General features: G+C 61.5%; 10 protein-coding genes and 1 pseudogene. 4 read left to right on the forward strand and 7 right to left on the reverse strand.

The window, feature by feature from the left end:
• Positions 1–148: 148 nt before the first annotated feature.
• Entirely contained in the window at positions 149–1111 is a 963-nt protein-coding gene (locus tag M1D99_RS09765) for an alpha/beta hydrolase (RefSeq protein ID WP_434574919.1), read from the forward strand.
• Between the two features lie 559 nt (positions 1112–1670).
• Here the strand turns inward: M1D99_RS09765 and M1D99_RS09770 are convergent.
• Complete coding sequence (locus M1D99_RS09770; protein ID WP_434574921.1) at positions 1671–4106, reverse strand: TonB-dependent siderophore receptor; 2436 nt, start codon at positions 4104–4106, stop codon at positions 1671–1673.
• 103 nt (positions 4107–4209) lie between these two features.
• On the reverse strand, positions 4210–5859 hold the full coding sequence (locus tag M1D99_RS09775; RefSeq protein WP_186708668.1) for a cyclic peptide export ABC transporter: 1650 nt from the start codon (positions 5857–5859) through the stop codon (positions 4210–4212).
• Between the two features lie 533 nt (positions 5860–6392).
• Between M1D99_RS09775 and M1D99_RS09780 the strand changes: the two genes are divergently transcribed.
• Positions 6393–8870, forward strand: coding sequence for a TonB-dependent siderophore receptor (locus M1D99_RS09780; RefSeq protein ID WP_458131695.1), 2478 nt, complete (start codon positions 6393–6395; stop codon positions 8868–8870).
• 729 nt (positions 8871–9599) lie between these two features.
• Here M1D99_RS09780 and pvdO read toward each other — a convergent pair.
• From pvdO to pvdM, 3 genes are read right to left on the reverse strand one after another with little or no spacing between them, the layout of a single operon-like run.
• The gene (gene pvdO / locus M1D99_RS09785; RefSeq protein ID WP_434574925.1) at positions 9600–10475 is read right to left on the reverse strand and encodes a dihydropyoverdine dehydrogenase; all 876 of its coding nucleotides are present in this window, start codon (positions 10473–10475) and stop codon (positions 9600–9602) included.
• A gap of 23 nt (positions 10476–10498) precedes the next feature.
• Positions 10499–11779: a pyoverdine-tailoring periplasmic protein PvdN gene (gene pvdN, locus M1D99_RS09790; protein ID WP_458131696.1), complete on the reverse strand. Its 1281-nt coding sequence runs from the start codon at positions 11777–11779 to the stop codon at positions 10499–10501.
• Entirely contained in the window at positions 11776–13146 is a 1371-nt protein-coding gene (gene pvdM, locus M1D99_RS09795) for a pyoverdine-tailoring dipeptidase-like protein PvdM (protein WP_458131697.1), read from the reverse strand. The genes pvdN and pvdM overlap by 4 nt, the downstream gene beginning before the upstream one ends.
• Before the next feature lie 336 nt (positions 13147–13482).
• On the opposite strand from pvdM, the gene pvdP reads away from it, so the two are divergent.
• Entirely contained in the window at positions 13483–15099 is a 1617-nt protein-coding gene (gene pvdP / locus M1D99_RS09800; protein ID WP_458131698.1) for a pyoverdine maturation tyrosinase PvdP, read from the forward strand.
• Positions 15100–15304: 205 nt separating this feature from the next.
• Here pvdP and M1D99_RS09805 read toward each other — a convergent pair whose 3' ends face one another.
• Entirely contained in the window at positions 15305–15631 is a 327-nt protein-coding gene (locus M1D99_RS09805) for a DUF6124 family protein (protein WP_458131699.1), read from the reverse strand.
• A 541-nt stretch (positions 15632–16172) separates the two neighbouring features.
• A pseudogene (locus M1D99_RS09810) lies at positions 16173–16345 on the reverse strand (DUF6124 family protein); the annotation flags it as partial.
• A gap of 183 nt (positions 16346–16528) precedes the next feature.
• On the opposite strand from M1D99_RS09810, the gene M1D99_RS09815 reads away from it, so the two are divergent.
• Complete coding sequence (locus tag M1D99_RS09815) at positions 16529–17212, forward strand: type II secretion system protein GspK (protein ID WP_458132124.1); 684 nt, start codon at positions 16529–16531, stop codon at positions 17210–17212.
• Positions 17213–17270 lie beyond the last annotated feature (58 nt).

The following is a 17270-nucleotide window of genomic DNA, read 5'->3' on the forward strand; positions in this document are numbered from 1 at the left end:
TCGCGAAGCGGCCCCAAGCCTTTTGTCTGGGAACAAAAACTTGGGCCTGCTGCGCAGTCCAGCGGGAGCAAGCTCCCTCGCCACAGGGTTTTGCATGGGCCTGTGTGGCTCAGCTTTTATCCCTGGTTTTTCATAAGGAACCCCTCCGATGTCCCTGCATCCGGAACTCAATGCCTTCCTCGACCTGGCCGAAGAAAGCCAGGCCGAGGGCCCCGGGCCGTTTCACCTGTCGACACCGGCCCAGGCCCGCGAGGCGTTCGAGCGCACCACGGTGCAATTGCGCTGGAGCGCTCCGGCGGATGTGCAGTGCGCCGCTCACTCATTCACGACCCGTGACGGCGCGACGCTGGCGCTGCGCCTGTACCGTCCCGCCACGGCTCCGGCCCAGGCGCTGCCGGTGCTGGTGTACTTTCACGGCGGTGGTTATGTGGTCGGCAGCCTGGAATCCCACGACGGCGTCTGCCGCGAATTCTGCGCGCGGACACCCTGTGCGGTGTTGTCGGTGGGCTATCGCCTGGCCCCGGAACACACTTTCCCGACCCCGCTGAACGACGGCGCCGATGCCCTCGACTGGCTGGCCCGGCAGGCCCACGTCGAGGGTTTGGATATCAGCCGCGTGGCGTTCGGCGGCGACAGCGTCGGCGCGACCCTGGCGACGGTGCTGGCGCTGCAATCGGCCTTGGAACCCGCCTCCCTGGCGGTCAAGCCGTGCTTTCAACTGCTCTGCTACCCGGTGACCGATGCGTCCACCAGCAGCCCGTCCACCGAGTTGTTCGGCGAAGGTTATCTGCTGGAGAGCGAAACCCTCGAGTGGTTCTACCGGCACTACGCCAATGAGCCCACCGATCGTCTGGACTGGCGTTTCTCGCCGTTGCTGGCGCCCGGTTGCCCAGGCCTGGCCCCGGCCCTGATCGCCCTGGCCGGCCATGACCCGCTGCTCGACGAAGGCCGCGCCTACGCCCGGCGTTTGCAGGCGCAGGGGGTGAGCGTGGAACTGATCGAATACACCGGCCTGATCCACGACTACCTGCGCTTGCAGAGCGTGGTGCCGGAGATTGATGAGGTGTATGGGCAACTGAGCCAGGCGCTGCGGGTTGCACTGACTGCCTGAGGGCCTACTATTCCCTGTGGGGTGGCCTCAGGATTTGCATACGCCACAAATCCCTTGTGGGAGCGGGCTTGCTCGCGAAAGCGGAGGGTCAGCCGGCATTTGAAGCGACTGATACACCGCTATCGCGAGCAGGCTCGCTCCCACAGTTATGTTTGGGTGGTCTGAGGATTTGCATACGCCACAAATCCCTTGTGGGAGCGGGCTTGCTCGCGAAAGCGGTGGGCCAAACGACATCGATGTTGACTGTGCTGCCGTCTTCGCGAGCAAGCCCGCTCCCACAGTATTTTTGGGATGACTTCAAGATTTGCAGGCACAAAAAAACCGGGCCAGGCCTAATGCCTGTCAGTTAAGTGGATAGCACGGGCAAACACACAAACCGTGGCGAGGGAGCTTGCACCCGCTGGGCCGGTCCGACGCCTCGGGCGTAGCAGCCCCAAAACAGGGCCGCTTCGCGACCCAGCGGGAGCAAGCTCCCTCGCCACAGGGTTACTGCCGGGTTTTATTTCGCTTAACTGATCGGCATTAGGGCCAGGCCCGGTTTTTTCGTGTGCGGTGTTGCTTAGAAGTCGTAGGTCACGTCCAGCGAGGCCACGCGTTCCTGGCCGTAGTAGCAGCCGAACGAGTAGTTGCAGTTGGACACGTACTCGCGGTCGAAGACGTTCTGCACGTTCAGGCTGGTGGTGACGCCACGCAGGCTTGAGGTGGCCTTGCCCATGTCATAGCTGATGGTGGCGTCGAACACGGTGTAGGCAGGGACGTCGAACGAGTTGGCCGCGTCGCCCGGCTTGCGGCCGGTGTGGCGGGCGCCTGCGCCGAAGGTCAAGCCATTGAGCGTGGCCTGGGTGAAGTGGTAGTTGGCCCACAATGTGGCGGAGAACGGTGCCTGTTGCTCGCTGCGGTTGTCCTCGTTGCCGTAGTTGTCCTTGGTGTAGAACGAGTCGAGGTAAGTGGCGGCGGCCATGACTTCGATGTTGTCGAGGGTGGATTTGATTTCCAGCTCGACACCCCGTGAACGTACCTGGCCCGACTGGATCGAATTCTGGGGATCGGCAGGGTCGCCGGTGACCAGGTTCTTCTGTTTGATCTGGAACACCGACGCGGTAATCATCGTTTTGTCGAACGGCTGGTATTTCACACCCACTTCGTATTGTTCACCCTCGGTCGGCTTGAAGGCATTGCCGCTAGCGTCCGTGCCCGTGGTCGGCAGGAAGGATTCCGAGTAACTGATATAGGGCGCGAGGCCGAAATCGGTGACATAGGTCAGGCCGATCCGGCCGGTGAACTTGTTGTCACGCAGTGAGGAAACGGTGCGTGCCAGCAGGTCCTTGTTATCCACTTCGGCCCAGTCCTGGCGACCCCCCACGGTCAGGATCCACTTGTCCAGCTTGATCTGGTCTTGCAGGTAGACGCCGGTCTGGCGAACGGTGTTGTCCCATTGGGTGTCCAGCGTCGGGGTTACGTCGCTGGTGTCATAGTTGTTGTTATTGCCGTACAGGTCGATTGGCGCGCCTGTGATGTTGTAGCCCTTGTATTTGCGGTTGAAATGGCGATAGTCCACGCCCGCCAGGGTGGTGTGCTCGAGGGCGCCGGTGTTGAATTTGTATTCCACATTGTTATCGATGGTGTAGGCGGTGTTGTGCTGCTGCCAGTCGAGTTTGTTGCGAGTGGCCTGGGTCTGGTCATTCCCAACGAAACCACGCAGGTAGAAGCCCCGATACTGGTCACGCACATCGGTGTAACGGGCGGTGGAGCGGAATGTCAGGTCATCGGTGAAGTTGTGGCTGAAGTCGTAGCCGAGAACGAACTGGTCACGCTTGTAGTCGTTCCACCGAGTGTCGCCGGAGAAAAAGTCCCGGTCGATCCGCTGGCCGTTGGGGCCGCGCTTCAGGGAGCCGATCATCGGCAGGGCCTGATAGTCTTCCAGGCCGTCATCGCGCTGGATCTGCGCCAGCACCGTCAGCGAGGTGTCTTCATTGGGCGCCCAGGTCAGGCTCGGTGCGAGCAGCATGCGTTCGCTGTGGGTGTGATCGACCTGTTGGTTGCCTTTTTTCGCCACGCCGATGACGCGGTAGCTGAATTCCTTTTGATCGTCGATCGGGCCGCTGGTGTCGAACGCGCCGTTGACCCGGTCGTAGCTGCCCGCGCCCAGTTTGATCTGGCTGCGCTGTTCAGTGGTCGGGCGCTTGGAGACCATGTTGATCAGGCCGCCCGGCTGGTTCTGCCCGTACAGCACCGATGAAGGGCCCTTGAGCACTTCGATGCGTTCCAAGGTATACGGATCGATTTGCGGCGCGCCGCCCAGGCTGCCGGCATAGGGCAGGTAGGCACCGTCGAGGTACAGCTGTGTCGGCGCGAACCCGCGGCTGGTGATTTCATCGGCGATGGTGTTGCGGTCGGTGAAGCCACTGGTGTCCAGGCCCGGCGTGTAGCGCAAGGCCTGGGTCAGGTTGCGTGCGCCCTGGATGGCGATCTGGTCGGCGGTGACCACGTTGATGGTCTGCGGGATCTCCAGGATCGGCGTGTCGGTCTTGGTGCCGGTGGCGCTGCGGGTGGCGACGTAGCCGTCCACCGGACCGTAGGCCGATTCCGCGGTTTTACCGGTGATGGTCGTGGCGCCCAGTTCCAGCGAATCCCCTGACGTTCTGGCGCGCACGCTGGCCGTGTTGCCCTGGATCGTGAACATGACGCCGGTTCCCACCAGCATCTGCGACAACGCTTGCGCCGGCGACAACCGGCCACTGACCGGCTGGCTGCGCAGGCCCTGGACATCATCGGCGCTGTAGAGCACTTGCATGTTCGTTTGATTGCTCAACGCCTGCAGGGCACTCGACAGCGACTGCGCCGCGATGTTGAGGTCGACTTCCTGTGCCTGGACCTGTGCGCTGAACGGCATGGCCAGTGCCAGGCTGAACGCGGTGGCGCTGAAGCCTGGTTGCAGCAGGCGCCGCATGATCAGTGCCTTGGTAAAACGTGGAATCCCCGGAGTTGCTGGCATGTGTTTCACTCTTGCAGGTTTTAGTTTTAATAGGGTGTAGTTGTGATCGATTCTTAATTAGGACGCACCACCCCAGAAAAACCAGAATGAGAATCGTGATTATTCAGGCGGATGTCAGTTCGGTGATGACGCGGCCGGCTTCCATGCGCACCAATTGGTCGGCCACGTCGAAGTAACGGTCGTCGTGGGAAATCACGATGATGGTCTTGCCCAGGCGCTTGAGGTCCGGCAGCAACTCCGTGTAGAAAATCCGCCGGAAGGTCGGGTCCTGGTCGGCCGCCCACTCGTCGAAGACCAGCACCGGACGCTCTTCCAGCCACGCATTGACCAGCGCCAGGCGCTTGCGCTGGCCGGTGGACAGGTCGGTGGTGGTGAAGGCGCCGTCGCGCACGCTGACCTTGTGGGCGATCTCCAGGCGTTGCAGGTATTGGTTGGCGTCGTCCGGGATATGGGTGTCGCCCTGGACGATGTCGTCGAACAGGTAGTAGTCGGCAAAAATCGTCGTGAACAACTGGCGATAGTCATCGCGGGTCACAGCCGTCACGGCGTGGTCGTTGAGGCGGATTTCCCCTTGCTGCGGCGCGTAGAGGCCCAACAGCAGCTTGATCAGCGTGGTCTTGCCACAGCCGTTTTCACCCACGATGAACACGATGTCGCCCTGGTCGATCTTCAGGTTCACCGGCCCCAGGCGGAACGGCGCGGCGCCTTCCACCGCCGGGAAGCTATAGGACACGTTACTCAGTTCCAGCGTCTGCACCGGCGTTTTTGGCTGGCCTTGGTCGTTGAGTAGCAAGTGGGGTTCAGGGGATGAAAACTGTTCCGACAATTCGGCGATGCGGCGGAAGGCGATCTGCGCACGACTGACGATGGGCAGGGTACCGATCAGGTGTTCCAGCGGGCCTTTCATGTACAGCAACACCAGCACGAAACCGCTCATCACCGCTTTGTCGGCGCTCGGCCACAGTGACTGCAGGGCCAGGGCCAGGCCGATCACCACGAAGAACAGCATCGAGCCGAAGGTCTTGGCGATCACGAAAATGTTCACCGAGCGGATCTGCGTGTCGCAGATCTTGTCGGCGGTGTGCTCGATGCCCGAGACGAACATGCGGTGCCGACGAGGGCGATGGATGCGCAGCTCCTTGGCGCCTTCGGCGATGGCGTTGTAGTGCTTCTGCAACTCGTCCTCGGAGTCGCGCGCCTCCATGAAGCCCTTGATCCCCCGCCCGCGGGCGATGTACTGCACCACGGTGCCGATGATGATCGCCACGACCATCATCAGGAACATCGGCCACGACAGCATTGCCAGGTACCCCATGCACCCAAGGGTGACGGTCAGGGAAATGGCCAGGGGGGCGAAGGCGAAGGCGAAATCGCTGATGGTGTCGACGTCGTGGGTCAACACCGGGATCAGGCGATGGCTGCGGTAGCGTTCGATCTGCTGGATCGGTGCCGACAGGACTTTTTCCCCCAGCTCCTTGCGCAGCTTGGCGATGATCTTCTGGCCAACGTAGTTGGTGCCGATGTCGGAACAGATGGAGCTGATCAGGGCCAGCAGGCACAACCCGGCGAACACGCCCACCACGGTGTGACTCAGCCCGCCTTCGGCGTGCAGCACCTGGTTGATGGTGGCCAGCAGCACGGTGACGCTCAGGCCACCGACCATGCCCAGCAGGATGGCGCCGATGACAATCAGCCGGAAGGGTTTGAGCAGGGTGAACAATTCATTGATCACCCCGCGTTTTGGTTGGCTCATGGAGGTTTCCCTGCAAGATGAAAAGGACGAACGCCATCGCGGGGACATGCACCGCATGGGCTGGAGGACGGCGGCACGCCGGGTTGGGTCGCGCCCATCTGTAGAACGATTGGACGGGAGGGGGATTTAGCGAGGAACCGGCTGACACACAATTGTGGCGAGGGAGCTTGCTCCCGCTCGGTTGCGCAGCGGCCGCAAAATCTTGGGGCCGCTTCGCCCGAAGCGTCGGACCGGCCCAGCGGGAGCAAGCTCCCTCGCCACCGTTGTGTTCGCAGCCCTGGTATTGGCTGTGTCCATGGAATCCAGGATTAAAAGGTCGGCGCCCAACAGAGCCGGCCTTTTTTTTGATCATTTTCGCGAATGATAAGTAAAGTCATTCCGGTTTTGCCAGATGCTGCGTCTTACTTAGGTAGGTGGGCACATCGGGTCGGCCACGCCCTGACACATTGCCCTGGGGCGGGTTCACGTGTGCCGGCGAGCGGCGGGCCCTTCGGCCCCATGGACTTTTACTTCGACCAATAATAGAGAACACGATGTCATCCATTCATGAGTTGAAACCTCTTTTCAAGGCACTCGTCATGTCCCGCGGCCTGCGTTCGCGGCGGGTGTTGGCCGGTTTGGGGTGGGTCTGCGTACTGCCCCTCAGCACTCAGGTAATGGCGCAAGACGTCAGCATCGACATCCCAGCGCAACCGCTGCCGCAGGCACTGCAAGCCTTCGGTCAGCAGACCAACCAGCAAGTGATCTACAACGCTGGCGACATGGCCGGGCTGAAAAGCACCCGCGTCAGCGGCACGATGAGCCCGCAGGCGGCCATCGCCGAATTGCTCAAGGGCACAGGCGTGCGCTACAGCCTCGAGGGCAATACCTTGATGCTGATGCGCAGCCCTGCCACGGGAGGCCTTGAGCTGGGTGCGACCACCATCAGTGCACAAGCGTTGGACGCGACAACCGAAGGCAGTCATTCCTACACCAGCAAGGCCGTGACCCTCGGCAAGGGCACCCACACCCTCAAGGAAATTCCCCAGTCGGTCACCGTGATGACGCGCAAGCAGATGGATGACCAGAACCTGGTCAGCCTCAAGGACGCCGTCAACCAGACCACCGGCATCGTCGGCCTGCAGGGCGTCGGCCAAGGCATGATCCTGTCGTCACGGGGTTTCCAGATCGACGATTGGCAATACGATGGTGTGCCGATCCTGCGCAATAACTATTCGCTGGGCAACTGGGCGACCCAGGACCTGATCTTCTTCGACCGCCTGGAAATCATGCGCGGCGCGGCCGGCTTGCTGCAAGGCACTGGCAGCCCCGGCGGTGCCGTCAACCTGGTGCGCAAGCGTGGCCAGCATGCCCCGACCGTAACCCTGACCGGCAAGGCCGGCTCCTGGGATCACTACGGCCTGCAACTGGACGCTGGCGGCCCGCTGAACCAGGCCGGCAATATCCGCGGCCGTGTCGTCATCGACGAAGACCAGAGCAATTCGTTCGTCGATCATGCGTGGAGCAAGACCCATTCGCTGTACGGTGCGCTGGATGTCGACCTGAGCGAAGACACCACCCTGGGCCTTGCAGTCAGCCAATCCAACGGCGAATCGCGCGGCAACATCCGTGGCCTGCCACGCTACGCCGACGGGTCGATGCCGGACGTGTCGCGTTCGACCTATACGGGGGCGCGGTGGAACCGTTCGGAAATCGATGTCACCACCTACTACACCGACCTGGAGCATCGGTTCAACGATGACTGGGCGTTCAAGGTGGGTGCCGTGTACATGACTGAAGACAACCAGGCGAAAAACCAGCGAGTGCAAAGGGGGGGTGGTCTATTGCCTGATGGCAGTGGCGTGCAATATGCCGATTTCGTGACTGATTTCCAGTCCACGAAGTCTGGTCTGGACATGAACCTGATCGGCAAGTTCGAAGCCTTGTCGATGGAGCAGGAAGTCATGCTGGGCGGCAATTTCTCGCAGTTGGAGACGGATGATCGCTACGCCCGTACATTCAACAGCACCAGCGACTCCATCTTCGACCTGAACAATAACCGGCCGGACATCAGCTATGAGAGTCTGATCAACAGCCCGGGCGGGCGGGGCGTCCTCAGTAAGTACGATATCCGCCAGAAGGGTGTGTATGGCACTTGGCGCGTCAAGCCGATCGATGATCTGACGCTGGTGCTGGGTTCCCGGGTCAGCTGGTATGACTTCAGCTACAAGTCGAGAACCGAAGACTCAGCCGGTATTACCCCCTACACGGCAAACACTGGAACTGAAACCGGAGTGGTCACGCCCTACGGCGGTATCATCTATGACCTGAGCCGTGAGTGGGCGGTGTACGCCAGCTACACCGATGTATTCCAGCCCCAGACCGAGGTCGATACCAGCGGTTCGGTGCTCAAGCCCATCGTTGGCACCAACTACGAAGTCGGCCTCAAGGGTGAGCTGATGGACGGTCGGGTCAATACCTCCCTGGCTGTCTTCCGTTACGATCACGAGAACCGCGCCATCCAAGACATCGCCGGCGGGATGGTATGTGAGGGAGGGTATTGCTCGGCAGCCTCGGGGAAAGTGCGCAGCCAGGGTTTCGATGCGGAAATCAGTGGTGAAGTGGTAGACAATCTGCAGTTGTTCGCGGGCTACACCTACAACACCACCAAGTACCTGGAGGAGCCGGGGAAGGAAGGTGTTGTCTTCAGTAGCTGGACGCCGAAACACATGCTGCGGGTATGGGGCAACTACCAGCTGACCGGCGACTGGAGCCGTGTCAGCACTGGCCTGGGCTTCACCACCCAAAGCCACACACTGGTTTACCAGGAAAAGACCGACGTACCGGGTTATACCGTGTGGAATGCCCGTGTCGGCTACCAGCTGACGCCAGAAATCGCTTTGGCGCTCAATGCCAACAACCTGTTTGACAAGACGTATATAACGCCCGCTTACAACCAGCTTGATGGCAACAACAACTTCGGTGATCCGCGAAACCTGATGTTCAGCGTGAAGTACACCCCGGAGTTCTGATTCTTGTGGGAATGAAATAGACCTGCCTTGTGCGTGATGCTGTTCACTTAGAAAAAACGGCGCTTCTTCAGAAATGGGAAGCGTCTTTTTTTTGTCTTTTTTTGGGGGGGGGGATTACAGCCAATGAAAAGGTTGGATGTGCCGGCCTCATCGCGAGCAAGCTTTGCTCCCACAGAATGACTCCGGGTGCACGCGGATATTGTGGCTGCTGAAGATCCAATGTGGGAGCGAGCCTGCTCGCGAAGGCGGCGTCACAATCAATGAAAAGGTTGGATGTGCCGGCCTCATCGCGAGCAAGCTTTGCTCCCACAGAAGGACTCCGGGTGCGCGCGGATATTGTGGCTGCAGAAGATCCAATGTGGGAGCGAGCCTGCTCGCGAAGGCGGCGTCACAATCAATGAAAAGGTTGGATGTGCCGGCCTCATCGCGAGCAAGCTTTGCTCCCACAGAAGGACTCCGTGTGCACGCGGATATTGTAACTGCTGAAGATCCAATGTGGGAGCGAGCCTGCTCGCGAAGGCGGCGTCACAATCAATGAAGAGGTTGGATGTGCCGGCCTCATCGCGAGCAAGCTTTGCTCCCACAGAAGGACTCCGGGTGCGCGCGGATATTGTGGCTGCAGAAGATCCAATGTGGGAGCGAGCCTGCTCGCGAAGGCGGCGTCACAATCAATGAAGAGGTTGGACGTGCTGGCCTTATCGCGAGCAAGCTTGCTCCCACAGGGGGCGCCTACATATCCCGCGCTACCCGAAAACCGATCCAGTCGCCGCGGTCGCCCGGCACCAGCGCATTGCGATTGCCGGAGCGGGAGAACACCGGCGCCTCGCCCCAGTCGTTGCCGCGGATGCGTTTGAATTCGCATTTGCCGGTCAGCCAGGCGCTGCCGTCGCTCGGGGCGCCCACGTAGTTTTCGTTGTAGCAATCGGCGGTCCATTCGTAGATGTTGCCGTGCATGTCATACACGCCGAAGGCGTTGGGTGCGAAGCTGCCGGCCGGGGCGGTGAAGTTGTAGCCGTCGGCGGCGCCGTAGGTGTTGGCATGCTGGGCGATGCTGTAGTCCTTGCCCTCGTCGAACGGGAAGGGGAACGGCCCGGTGCTGCCGCCGCGTGCCGCATACTCGCGCAGGGATTCGCTGACCAGCCGGTATTGCTTGCCGGTCTTTTTCGACAACCAGGCCACGTAGGCATTGGCCTCGGCGAAGTCCATGCACACCGCCGGGTGCCGGTCGGTGTACTGCTTGCGCGGGTCGCTGCCCTGGTAGTCCGGGATGCCGGCCTTGCATGCCCGGCCGGGGCGCTCGTCGCCGTCGGGCATCGTGTAGCCGGTGTCGCGCAGGTAGGCGACCCATTCACCCTTGAGCACTTGGAAGCGACTGATCGCCAGCGGTTTGGCGAACGTCACCGGGTGCATCGGGCCTTCGTCGGGCTCGCGGCCTACTTCGTCTTCCGGGGTGCCCATCTGGAAGGTGCCGGTGGGCAGCACGACCATTTCCGGGCAGTCCTTGCAGTCGCGAAAGACCTGGCCCGCTTGAGACGCCTGGGCGCCGGAGGGCAGCAGGGCGGCGAGGGCCAGTACCGGGAATAACGTCAACGAAAAACTGTTCATCCATCTCTCTCGATAAGTCAGGTTCAGAGTGTCTTGCCCAGCAAGCCCATGAAGCGATCGATCTCGGCTTCGGTGTTGAGCAGCCCCGGCGCGGTGCGGACCACCGGCCCCGCATCGCGATGCACGGCGTCGGCGATCACGTGGTTTTTCATCAGGTAAGCGGCGACCTCGTCGCTGTCGCGGCCCTTGACCCGGAAGAAGGTGAAGCCGGCGGACAGCGCCGGGCTAATCGGGGTGACCAGTTCGATCTGCGGCTGTGCCAGCAGCTGTTTTTTCAAATAGCTATTGAGGGCATGGATGCGCGCCTGCACCTCGGCCCTGCCCAATTGCAGGTGCAACTTGAACGCCTCGTCGGCCGCCCAGCGATGCTCGAAGGCGTGGTAGCCGCCCGGGGTCATGGTGGTGGAAAACGCCGTGGCTTCAGAGAACGTTGGGATGATCGGCGTGACGTACTTGAGCTCTTCGCTGCGGCTGCACACCAGGCCCGTACCGCGCGGGCCGAACATCCACTTGTGGGTGCCGGCGATGAAAAAATCGCAATTCATGGCAGGGAAACTGAGGTTTTCGACGCCGAAACCGTGCACGCCGTCCACTACATAAATGATCCGCTGCTCATCGCTGCGGCCTTGGTTGTGCTTGTCCACCAGGGCGCCGATCTTGCCGATCGGCAGCTTCACGCCGCTGCCCGAGTGCACCCAGGTCATGCCCAGCACGCGGGTTTCGGGACGGATGTTGCGGTCGATGGCCGTGAGGATTTCCTCGTGGCTGGCGTTGTGGGCGTTGTCGAATAGCTTGATTTTGCGCACCCGGGTGTCGTCCCGTTGGGTGCGCAGCTCAAGAATGGTCTGGGTCGCGTAATGCTCATGCGCGGTGGTGAGGATTTCCTGGTCGGCCGCCACCTGGATACCGCCGTAGATGATAGACAGGCCTTCGGTGGTGCTGCCGGTGAGGGCGATCTGCGCAGGATTCGCCTGCAGGTAGCGGCCGGCCCAGGTGCGGACGTTTTCCTCGCGTTCTTCGGTGACGCCCAGGTCCCAATCCATCAACAGCCCGGGGTTGTTATCCAGGGCTGCGCGGTGTTTTTCGATGGCCTCGCGCACCGGGCGCGGGTGGGTGGTGACCAGGAAGTTGGAGAAGTGCAGGTAGTCCGGGTCCTGGTTGAACAGCGAGCGCAGTTGCGCCCATTTGTCCTTGGGCAGCGGTGGCAGGGGAGCGGCGTTGGCTGTGGCGGGCAGGCTGGCGGCGAGGGGCAGGCCGGCGGCGAGGATCCCGGCCTGCTTCAGGAAGGTGCGACGCTCATTCATGGCTGGGCCGCCTTCTGGGTCGAGGCGATGGCGGGGCGGGCGGCTTTCTGGACCTGATCCCAGACCCGCAGGAAATTGCCGCCCCATAGTTTGGCGATGTCGGCTTCCGAGTAACCGCGGGTCAGCAGTTCGGCGGTGACGTTGCGAATGTCGCCGACGTTCTCCCAGCCTTCCACACCGCCGCCTTCGTTGAAGTCCGAGCTGATGCCGACGTGGTCGATGCCGATCTTGCGTACGGTGTAGTCGATGGCGTCCCCCAGGTCCTTGAGGCTGGCCTTGGGTTCCTCTTCGAGGATGCCGTAGAGCTGGCCGGCATATTCGCCGAACTTTTGTTCCGGCCACGCGGCGATGATCGGGTCGCCGGGCATCAGCGCCATCGCCAGGTTGGGCAGTGGCGGCAGGTCGAAGCGTTCGCGCAGGGCGTTGAGTTTGTCCTGGGTCTTTTGCGTCAGCGGCCGCAGGTACTGGGAGAAACCGACGACCTGCACCACGCCGCCGCTGGCCTTGATCAGTTGCATTTCCTTGTCGCTGAGGTTGCGCGGAATGTCGACCATCGCCCGTGGCGCCGAATGGGAGGCCACCAGCGGCGTGCGGCTCAGTTGCGCGACTTGCTCCAGGGCCTGGGTCGACATCTGTGACACGTCGATGATCACACCCAGGTCGTTCAAGCGCGTCACCGCTTGCTTGCCGATGTCCGACAGGCCGCCGAGGGCGTCGGGCGAGTCGTTGAAGAACGGCAGCGGACGGGAGGAGTCGGCCCAGTCGTTGTTGCCGATGTAGCTGAAACCGAACATGCGCATGCCCCGTGCGGTCCACAGGTCCAGCAGGCTCAGGTCGTGGCCGAGGGGATAGGCGTTGAGCATGCTGATGAAGATCGCGAACTTGCCTTCGCCGTGCAGGCGGCGGAAATCATCCGGGGTGTAGGCGATGGCGACCTGGTTGGGAAAGTCGCGGACCAGGCCGGTGATGATCTTGTAGCGCACTTCCTGCTGGTTGCGCGCTTCCTCGACGAAGCCGGCGGTGGGCTTGTGCGGCGCGTTGGGGCCGTTCCACATTTCGGGCCAGCCGAACACCGTCAACGCCGCACCGGACAGTTGCCCGCGGTTGGCTTTCACCAGGTCGAACTGGCCGCTGCCGTCCTTGTCCGCTTCGTTGCCGGCGGTGCCGAAATCCAGCGGCACGGTGATGTGGCTGTCGAAGGACAGCAGGCGTTCGTGCAGCTCCCTGGCTTCGTTCATGACTTTGACCGGGTAGCCGGGGTTATCCCGCCACCAGTGGTCCCAAGCCGCGACGCCAGCACCGACGGCCAACGCCAGGGCCAGGGGCAGGCCGATGAAAAGAGCCTTTTTCGAACGAGGTGTTGTCATTGCCGATCTCAGTCAGGTTCGCCTTGGAAGGACAGGCGCGGGGCCTTTGCTATCTGGGGAGAACGAGTGATCGGGCGGGAAATTTAGGCGCTCTCGGGGCGGCCATCGCGAGCAAGCTTTGCTCCCACAGTGGAATTGCAATGCGCTCACCTGTGGGAGCAAAGCTTGCTCGCGATAGTGGCCTTGAAACCCACCCATCTCTTGCGGATGTACTCAGATCCATTGTGGGAGCGAGCCTGCTCGCGATGAGGCCCTCACAGCTGCCTATAAATTTGTCAGCCCACCCAACGTTCTAGCTTGGATAAAGCCCACCCCAGGGCGAACACAGGTAAGGCAATGACGATTTCTCGACGATGGTTCATGGCAGGCCTGGCGCTGACCGGTGCCGCCGTGCCTGCGGTGTATTACGGGCATCGCGAACTGACCCGGCCGGACCCGACCATCACCCCCGGCGAGGCCTCGTTCGACGTGGCCGACGTGGCGGGCCAGCGCCGGGCCGATACGTTGCGGGGCATCTGGACGATCCGTTTCACCGGCCGCGACGCCGGCCTCGAAGGCTTGCCGCAGGATGATTTGCAACTATTGCTCGATATCGGCCAGAGGGGCCGTGGCCTGGTGGGCTACCTCGACAGCGCCGAACGCTTGCGCGCTACCGATGAGCCGCGTTATCGGGTGCTGGGCGACCTGGCCGGCACCGACCCGAAGCAACTGAGCTGGCGGCTGATGAGTGCTCGCCAGGACGCGCCGGACTACGAGTTCATCATGACCCTGGACGAAGTCTGGGCCGGCTTCGGCAATGCCGGCAGCGCCACCCTCAGCGGTCGGGTGTTGCGCCTGGACCGTCCCCTGGCGCTGCCTGAACAGGACAATCATTTCATCGCCATCAAGCAACGCTTCCCCGAGGCCCGGGAGCGCACGCCGCTGAGCCCGCCGTTGCTGGCCTGGCTGGTGTCGCCCGAGCATCGGCTGTTCCATCAGCTCTGGCACGCCTCTCGGGACAAATGGCACACCCTGGACGAGGACAAGCGCAATGCCCTGCGCGGCATCGGCTGGCAGCCCGGTCCACGGGACCAGGAGCGTGATGCCCGCGGGCCGCGCAAGGATCGCAACGGCTCGGGCGTGGACTTCTTTTTCATGCACCGGCACATGCTCGGCACGGCCCGTTCGTTCCAGCCGCTGCCGTCGTGGCCGCGCTTCCCCTTGCCGCAACCGGAACTGGAGCGCGATCGCCTTGGGTTTGCCCGCTACCTCGACAACCACGACGGCACGGCCTTGCCGCCGACCTGGCTGGCCGATGGCGACGAGCAGTACGCCCAGTGGGTCAGCGACATCAAGACCGCCGAGACCTATCACAGCAATTTCCAGGTCTGGGAATCGCGCTACCGCGACCCGCGCTATCTGTCGAAACTGACCTTGGGCCAGTTCGGCTCGGAAGTGGAATTGGGCCTGCACGACTGGCTGCACATGCGTTGGGCCTCGGTGCCGCGTGACCCTTCCAACGGCCACCCGGTGCCGTTCGCCCGCGACCCGGACGACTTCGCCGCGCGCTGGTACGCCCCGGAAAACGACTTTCTCGGTGATCCGTTTTCCTCCCACGTAAGCCCAGTGTTCTGGGCCTTCCATGGCTGGATCGACGACCGCCTCGAAGACTGGTTCCGTGCCCACGAACGTTTTCATCCGGGGGAAGTGAGCCGACTCGACGTCAACGGCGTGCCCTGGTTCGCCCCGGGCCGCTGGGTCGAAATCGCCGACCCCTGGCTCGGCCCGGACACCCACGGTTGCAGCACCACGCCGGGGCTGCAGGTTGGACGTTCGGTGGAGATGGACCCGGAAACCATGAAGCTGGCCCTGCGCATCACCTTCGGCAGCGATGACAAAAAGCTCTCTGAACTGTTCCGCCGCGTGCCGCAGCGGCCTTGGTATGCGCGCAATCTCAAATCCAAACCGGTTTAACCCCAACTTGGACTGATCGAACCTGGGTTGTGCGAATGATCGCTTTTGTGGCGAGGGAGCTTGCTCCCGCTGGGTTGCGAAGCAGCCCCAAAACCAGCCCCCTCAAAAACACCTGACCCACCGAGGTGCTAGCCATTGGGGCTGCTGCGCAGCCCAGCGGGAGCAAGCTCCCTCGCCACAGGTGTTGCTTGGCTCTGAAGAGGTGTCAGCGCGGCGCGGCGATGTCCAGGGCACGGTTCGCCAGCAGCTCACTCAGCTCGACCACCTGCTGGATGCCCAGGGCAAAACTTCGCCGTGCGCCTTCTAGATCAAAGGCCAGCTCGTTGGCCACGGCATTGACCGAGGCGAGGGTTTCGCTGAGGTTGGCCAGCAGGCATTCCAGGTCCGCACTCTCTGCAACGGTGAACAACTGGCCCGGTGGTGGCTTGGGTGTTTCAGGTTTGGGGTCGAGGTAGTAGGCGAGGGCGCGGTCAGCGGCTTCGTCGAGTTTCTTGGAATCGTCTGCGGGAGGGTTGGGGGTGATCTTGAACATGGTGCAACTCCTGGTTATTTACGAGGCGTTGCCAGACATCACTTGCAGATGATGGGTGGCAGCTATGCGCGGGTCTGCAAGACCGGGAAACCAGGAACCCGGCAGACCCGAAGGTCTCCCGCACACAGCCGCCATTGAGCGACACGGATGTGTCGATTGGCTTGTGGCTATGCGCCTGGTATTTCGTCGGGCTTGCAGACCCGATCACTGATGGGCAGTGACGGGAAACAAGTTATCGATGGGGGCCCAAGCGCACAAGCCGGCGGATTCTGGCGTAGTTGTAGGCAATGACGCAAGGCAACGTAGCCTCGCTCGGGAGTCCTACATGGCCGGATAAACAGAACCCAAGCCGAACACCGTTTATGAGAAGTAGAGAATCATCTGTGGCGAGGGAGCTTGCTCCCGCTGGGCTGCGATAGCGGCCCCCAAACCAGCCCCTCAAATACATCTGACCCACCGAGGTGCTAGCCATTGGGGCTGCTGCGCAGCCCAGCGGGAGCAAGCTCCCTCGCCACGGGTGTCGCTTGACTCTGAAGGGGTGTCAGCGCGGCGCGGCGATGCCCAGGGCGCGGTTCGCCAGCAACTCACTCAGCTTGACCATCTGCTGGATCCCCAGGGCAAACTCCGGCGCGCGCGCTCCAAATCAAAGGCCAGTTCGTTGACCATGACATTGACCGAGGCGAGGGTTTCGCTGAGGTTGGCCAACGGGCATTGTTTGATAGCGCTTTCAAGGGTGGCGCTATTGCGCGTTTAGGTTTGACATGCATACATGTAAAATCGGTGGATCTGGAGCCCGCTTCGTTTCACAGAAAAACTAGGTCAGGTAGGTAATTGAGCATGCTATGTGGGACGGGGAAACTAGCGGCATGCCGGCAACAGGGAGCAGCCTTGATCTTCGTGCTATGGGCTGTCGCGGTTCTTGGTTTATTGATGGCCGGTGTGTTGTCGGGCGTTCGTATTGAGAATCGCCAGAGCCATAACGGGTTACAACGAAGCAAGGCTCTGATCGCCGCTGAAAGCGGTATAGCCTTAGCGGTAAAAAATTTACTAAGCGACCCTGGTGCTTTCATCGCCGACGGAAGAGAGCATCGATACGATCTTGACGGGATTCGCCTGACATTCTCCGCTCGCAGCGAACATGGCAAGCTGGATCTGAATTTCTGTCAACTGGATCACTTTTCCAGCTTGCTTCGATTCATGGGGGCTACGCAACACGAGGCGGCCTCATTTTCAGAACTGCTGTCTCAGCGCCGAATCGAAGGAAAGCCATTAGGTCATTTGGAAGAGCTTTTAGACGTCACATCGATGAATGTCGATCTGTACCGGCGAATTCTGCCACTCGTTACTTTGTGGAGCGGCAGGGGGGTACCGGACGCTGCATTCGCCGCCGAGCCATTGCTCCAAGCACTGCAAAACAAGATTTTGCCAGGCGTCATGAGCAATGCGGGCTCCGTTATCAGTATTGAATCTTCTGCTGAACTGAGTAACGGCTTCAAGGCGGGCCTTGTTGCCACGATTTCGCTCAACCGTAGCGCAGACGGAAGCATGCTTTATAGCGTCTATCGCTGGCAGGAGCGCTAGGTAGGTATTCACATTTGGAATGGTAGTGAAGCTAGGGGCAAACTGATATCATTCGCGT

Source organism: Pseudomonas sp. R3-41, from assembly GCF_054161485.1.

Bases quoted from the DNA above. Each gene is read 5' to 3' on its own strand.
- M1D99_RS09765 (WP_434574919.1), top strand. From the start codon at position 149: ATGTCCCTGCATCCGGAACTCAATGCCTTCCTCGACCTGGCCGAAGAA.
- M1D99_RS09770 (WP_434574921.1), bottom strand. From the start codon at position 4,106: ATGCCAGCAACTCCGGGGATTCCACGTTTTACCAAGGCACTGATCATG.
- M1D99_RS09775 (WP_186708668.1), bottom strand. From the start codon at position 5,859: ATGAGCCAACCAAAACGCGGGGTGATCAATGAATTGTTCACCCTGCTC.
- M1D99_RS09780 (WP_458131695.1), top strand. From the start codon at position 6,393: ATGTCATCCATTCATGAGTTGAAACCTCTTTTCAAGGCACTCGTCATG.
- pvdO (WP_434574925.1), bottom strand. From the start codon at position 10,475: ATGAACAGTTTTTCGTTGACGTTATTCCCGGTACTGGCCCTCGCCGCC.
- pvdN (WP_458131696.1), bottom strand. From the start codon at position 11,779: ATGAATGAGCGTCGCACCTTCCTGAAGCAGGCCGGGATCCTCGCCGCC.
- pvdM (WP_458131697.1), bottom strand. From the start codon at position 13,146: ATGACAACACCTCGTTCGAAAAAGGCTCTTTTCATCGGCCTGCCCCTG.
- pvdP (WP_458131698.1), top strand. From the start codon at position 13,483: ATGACGATTTCTCGACGATGGTTCATGGCAGGCCTGGCGCTGACCGGT.
- M1D99_RS09805 (WP_458131699.1), bottom strand. From the start codon at position 15,631: ATGTTCAAGATCACCCCCAACCCTCCCGCAGACGATTCCAAGAAACTC.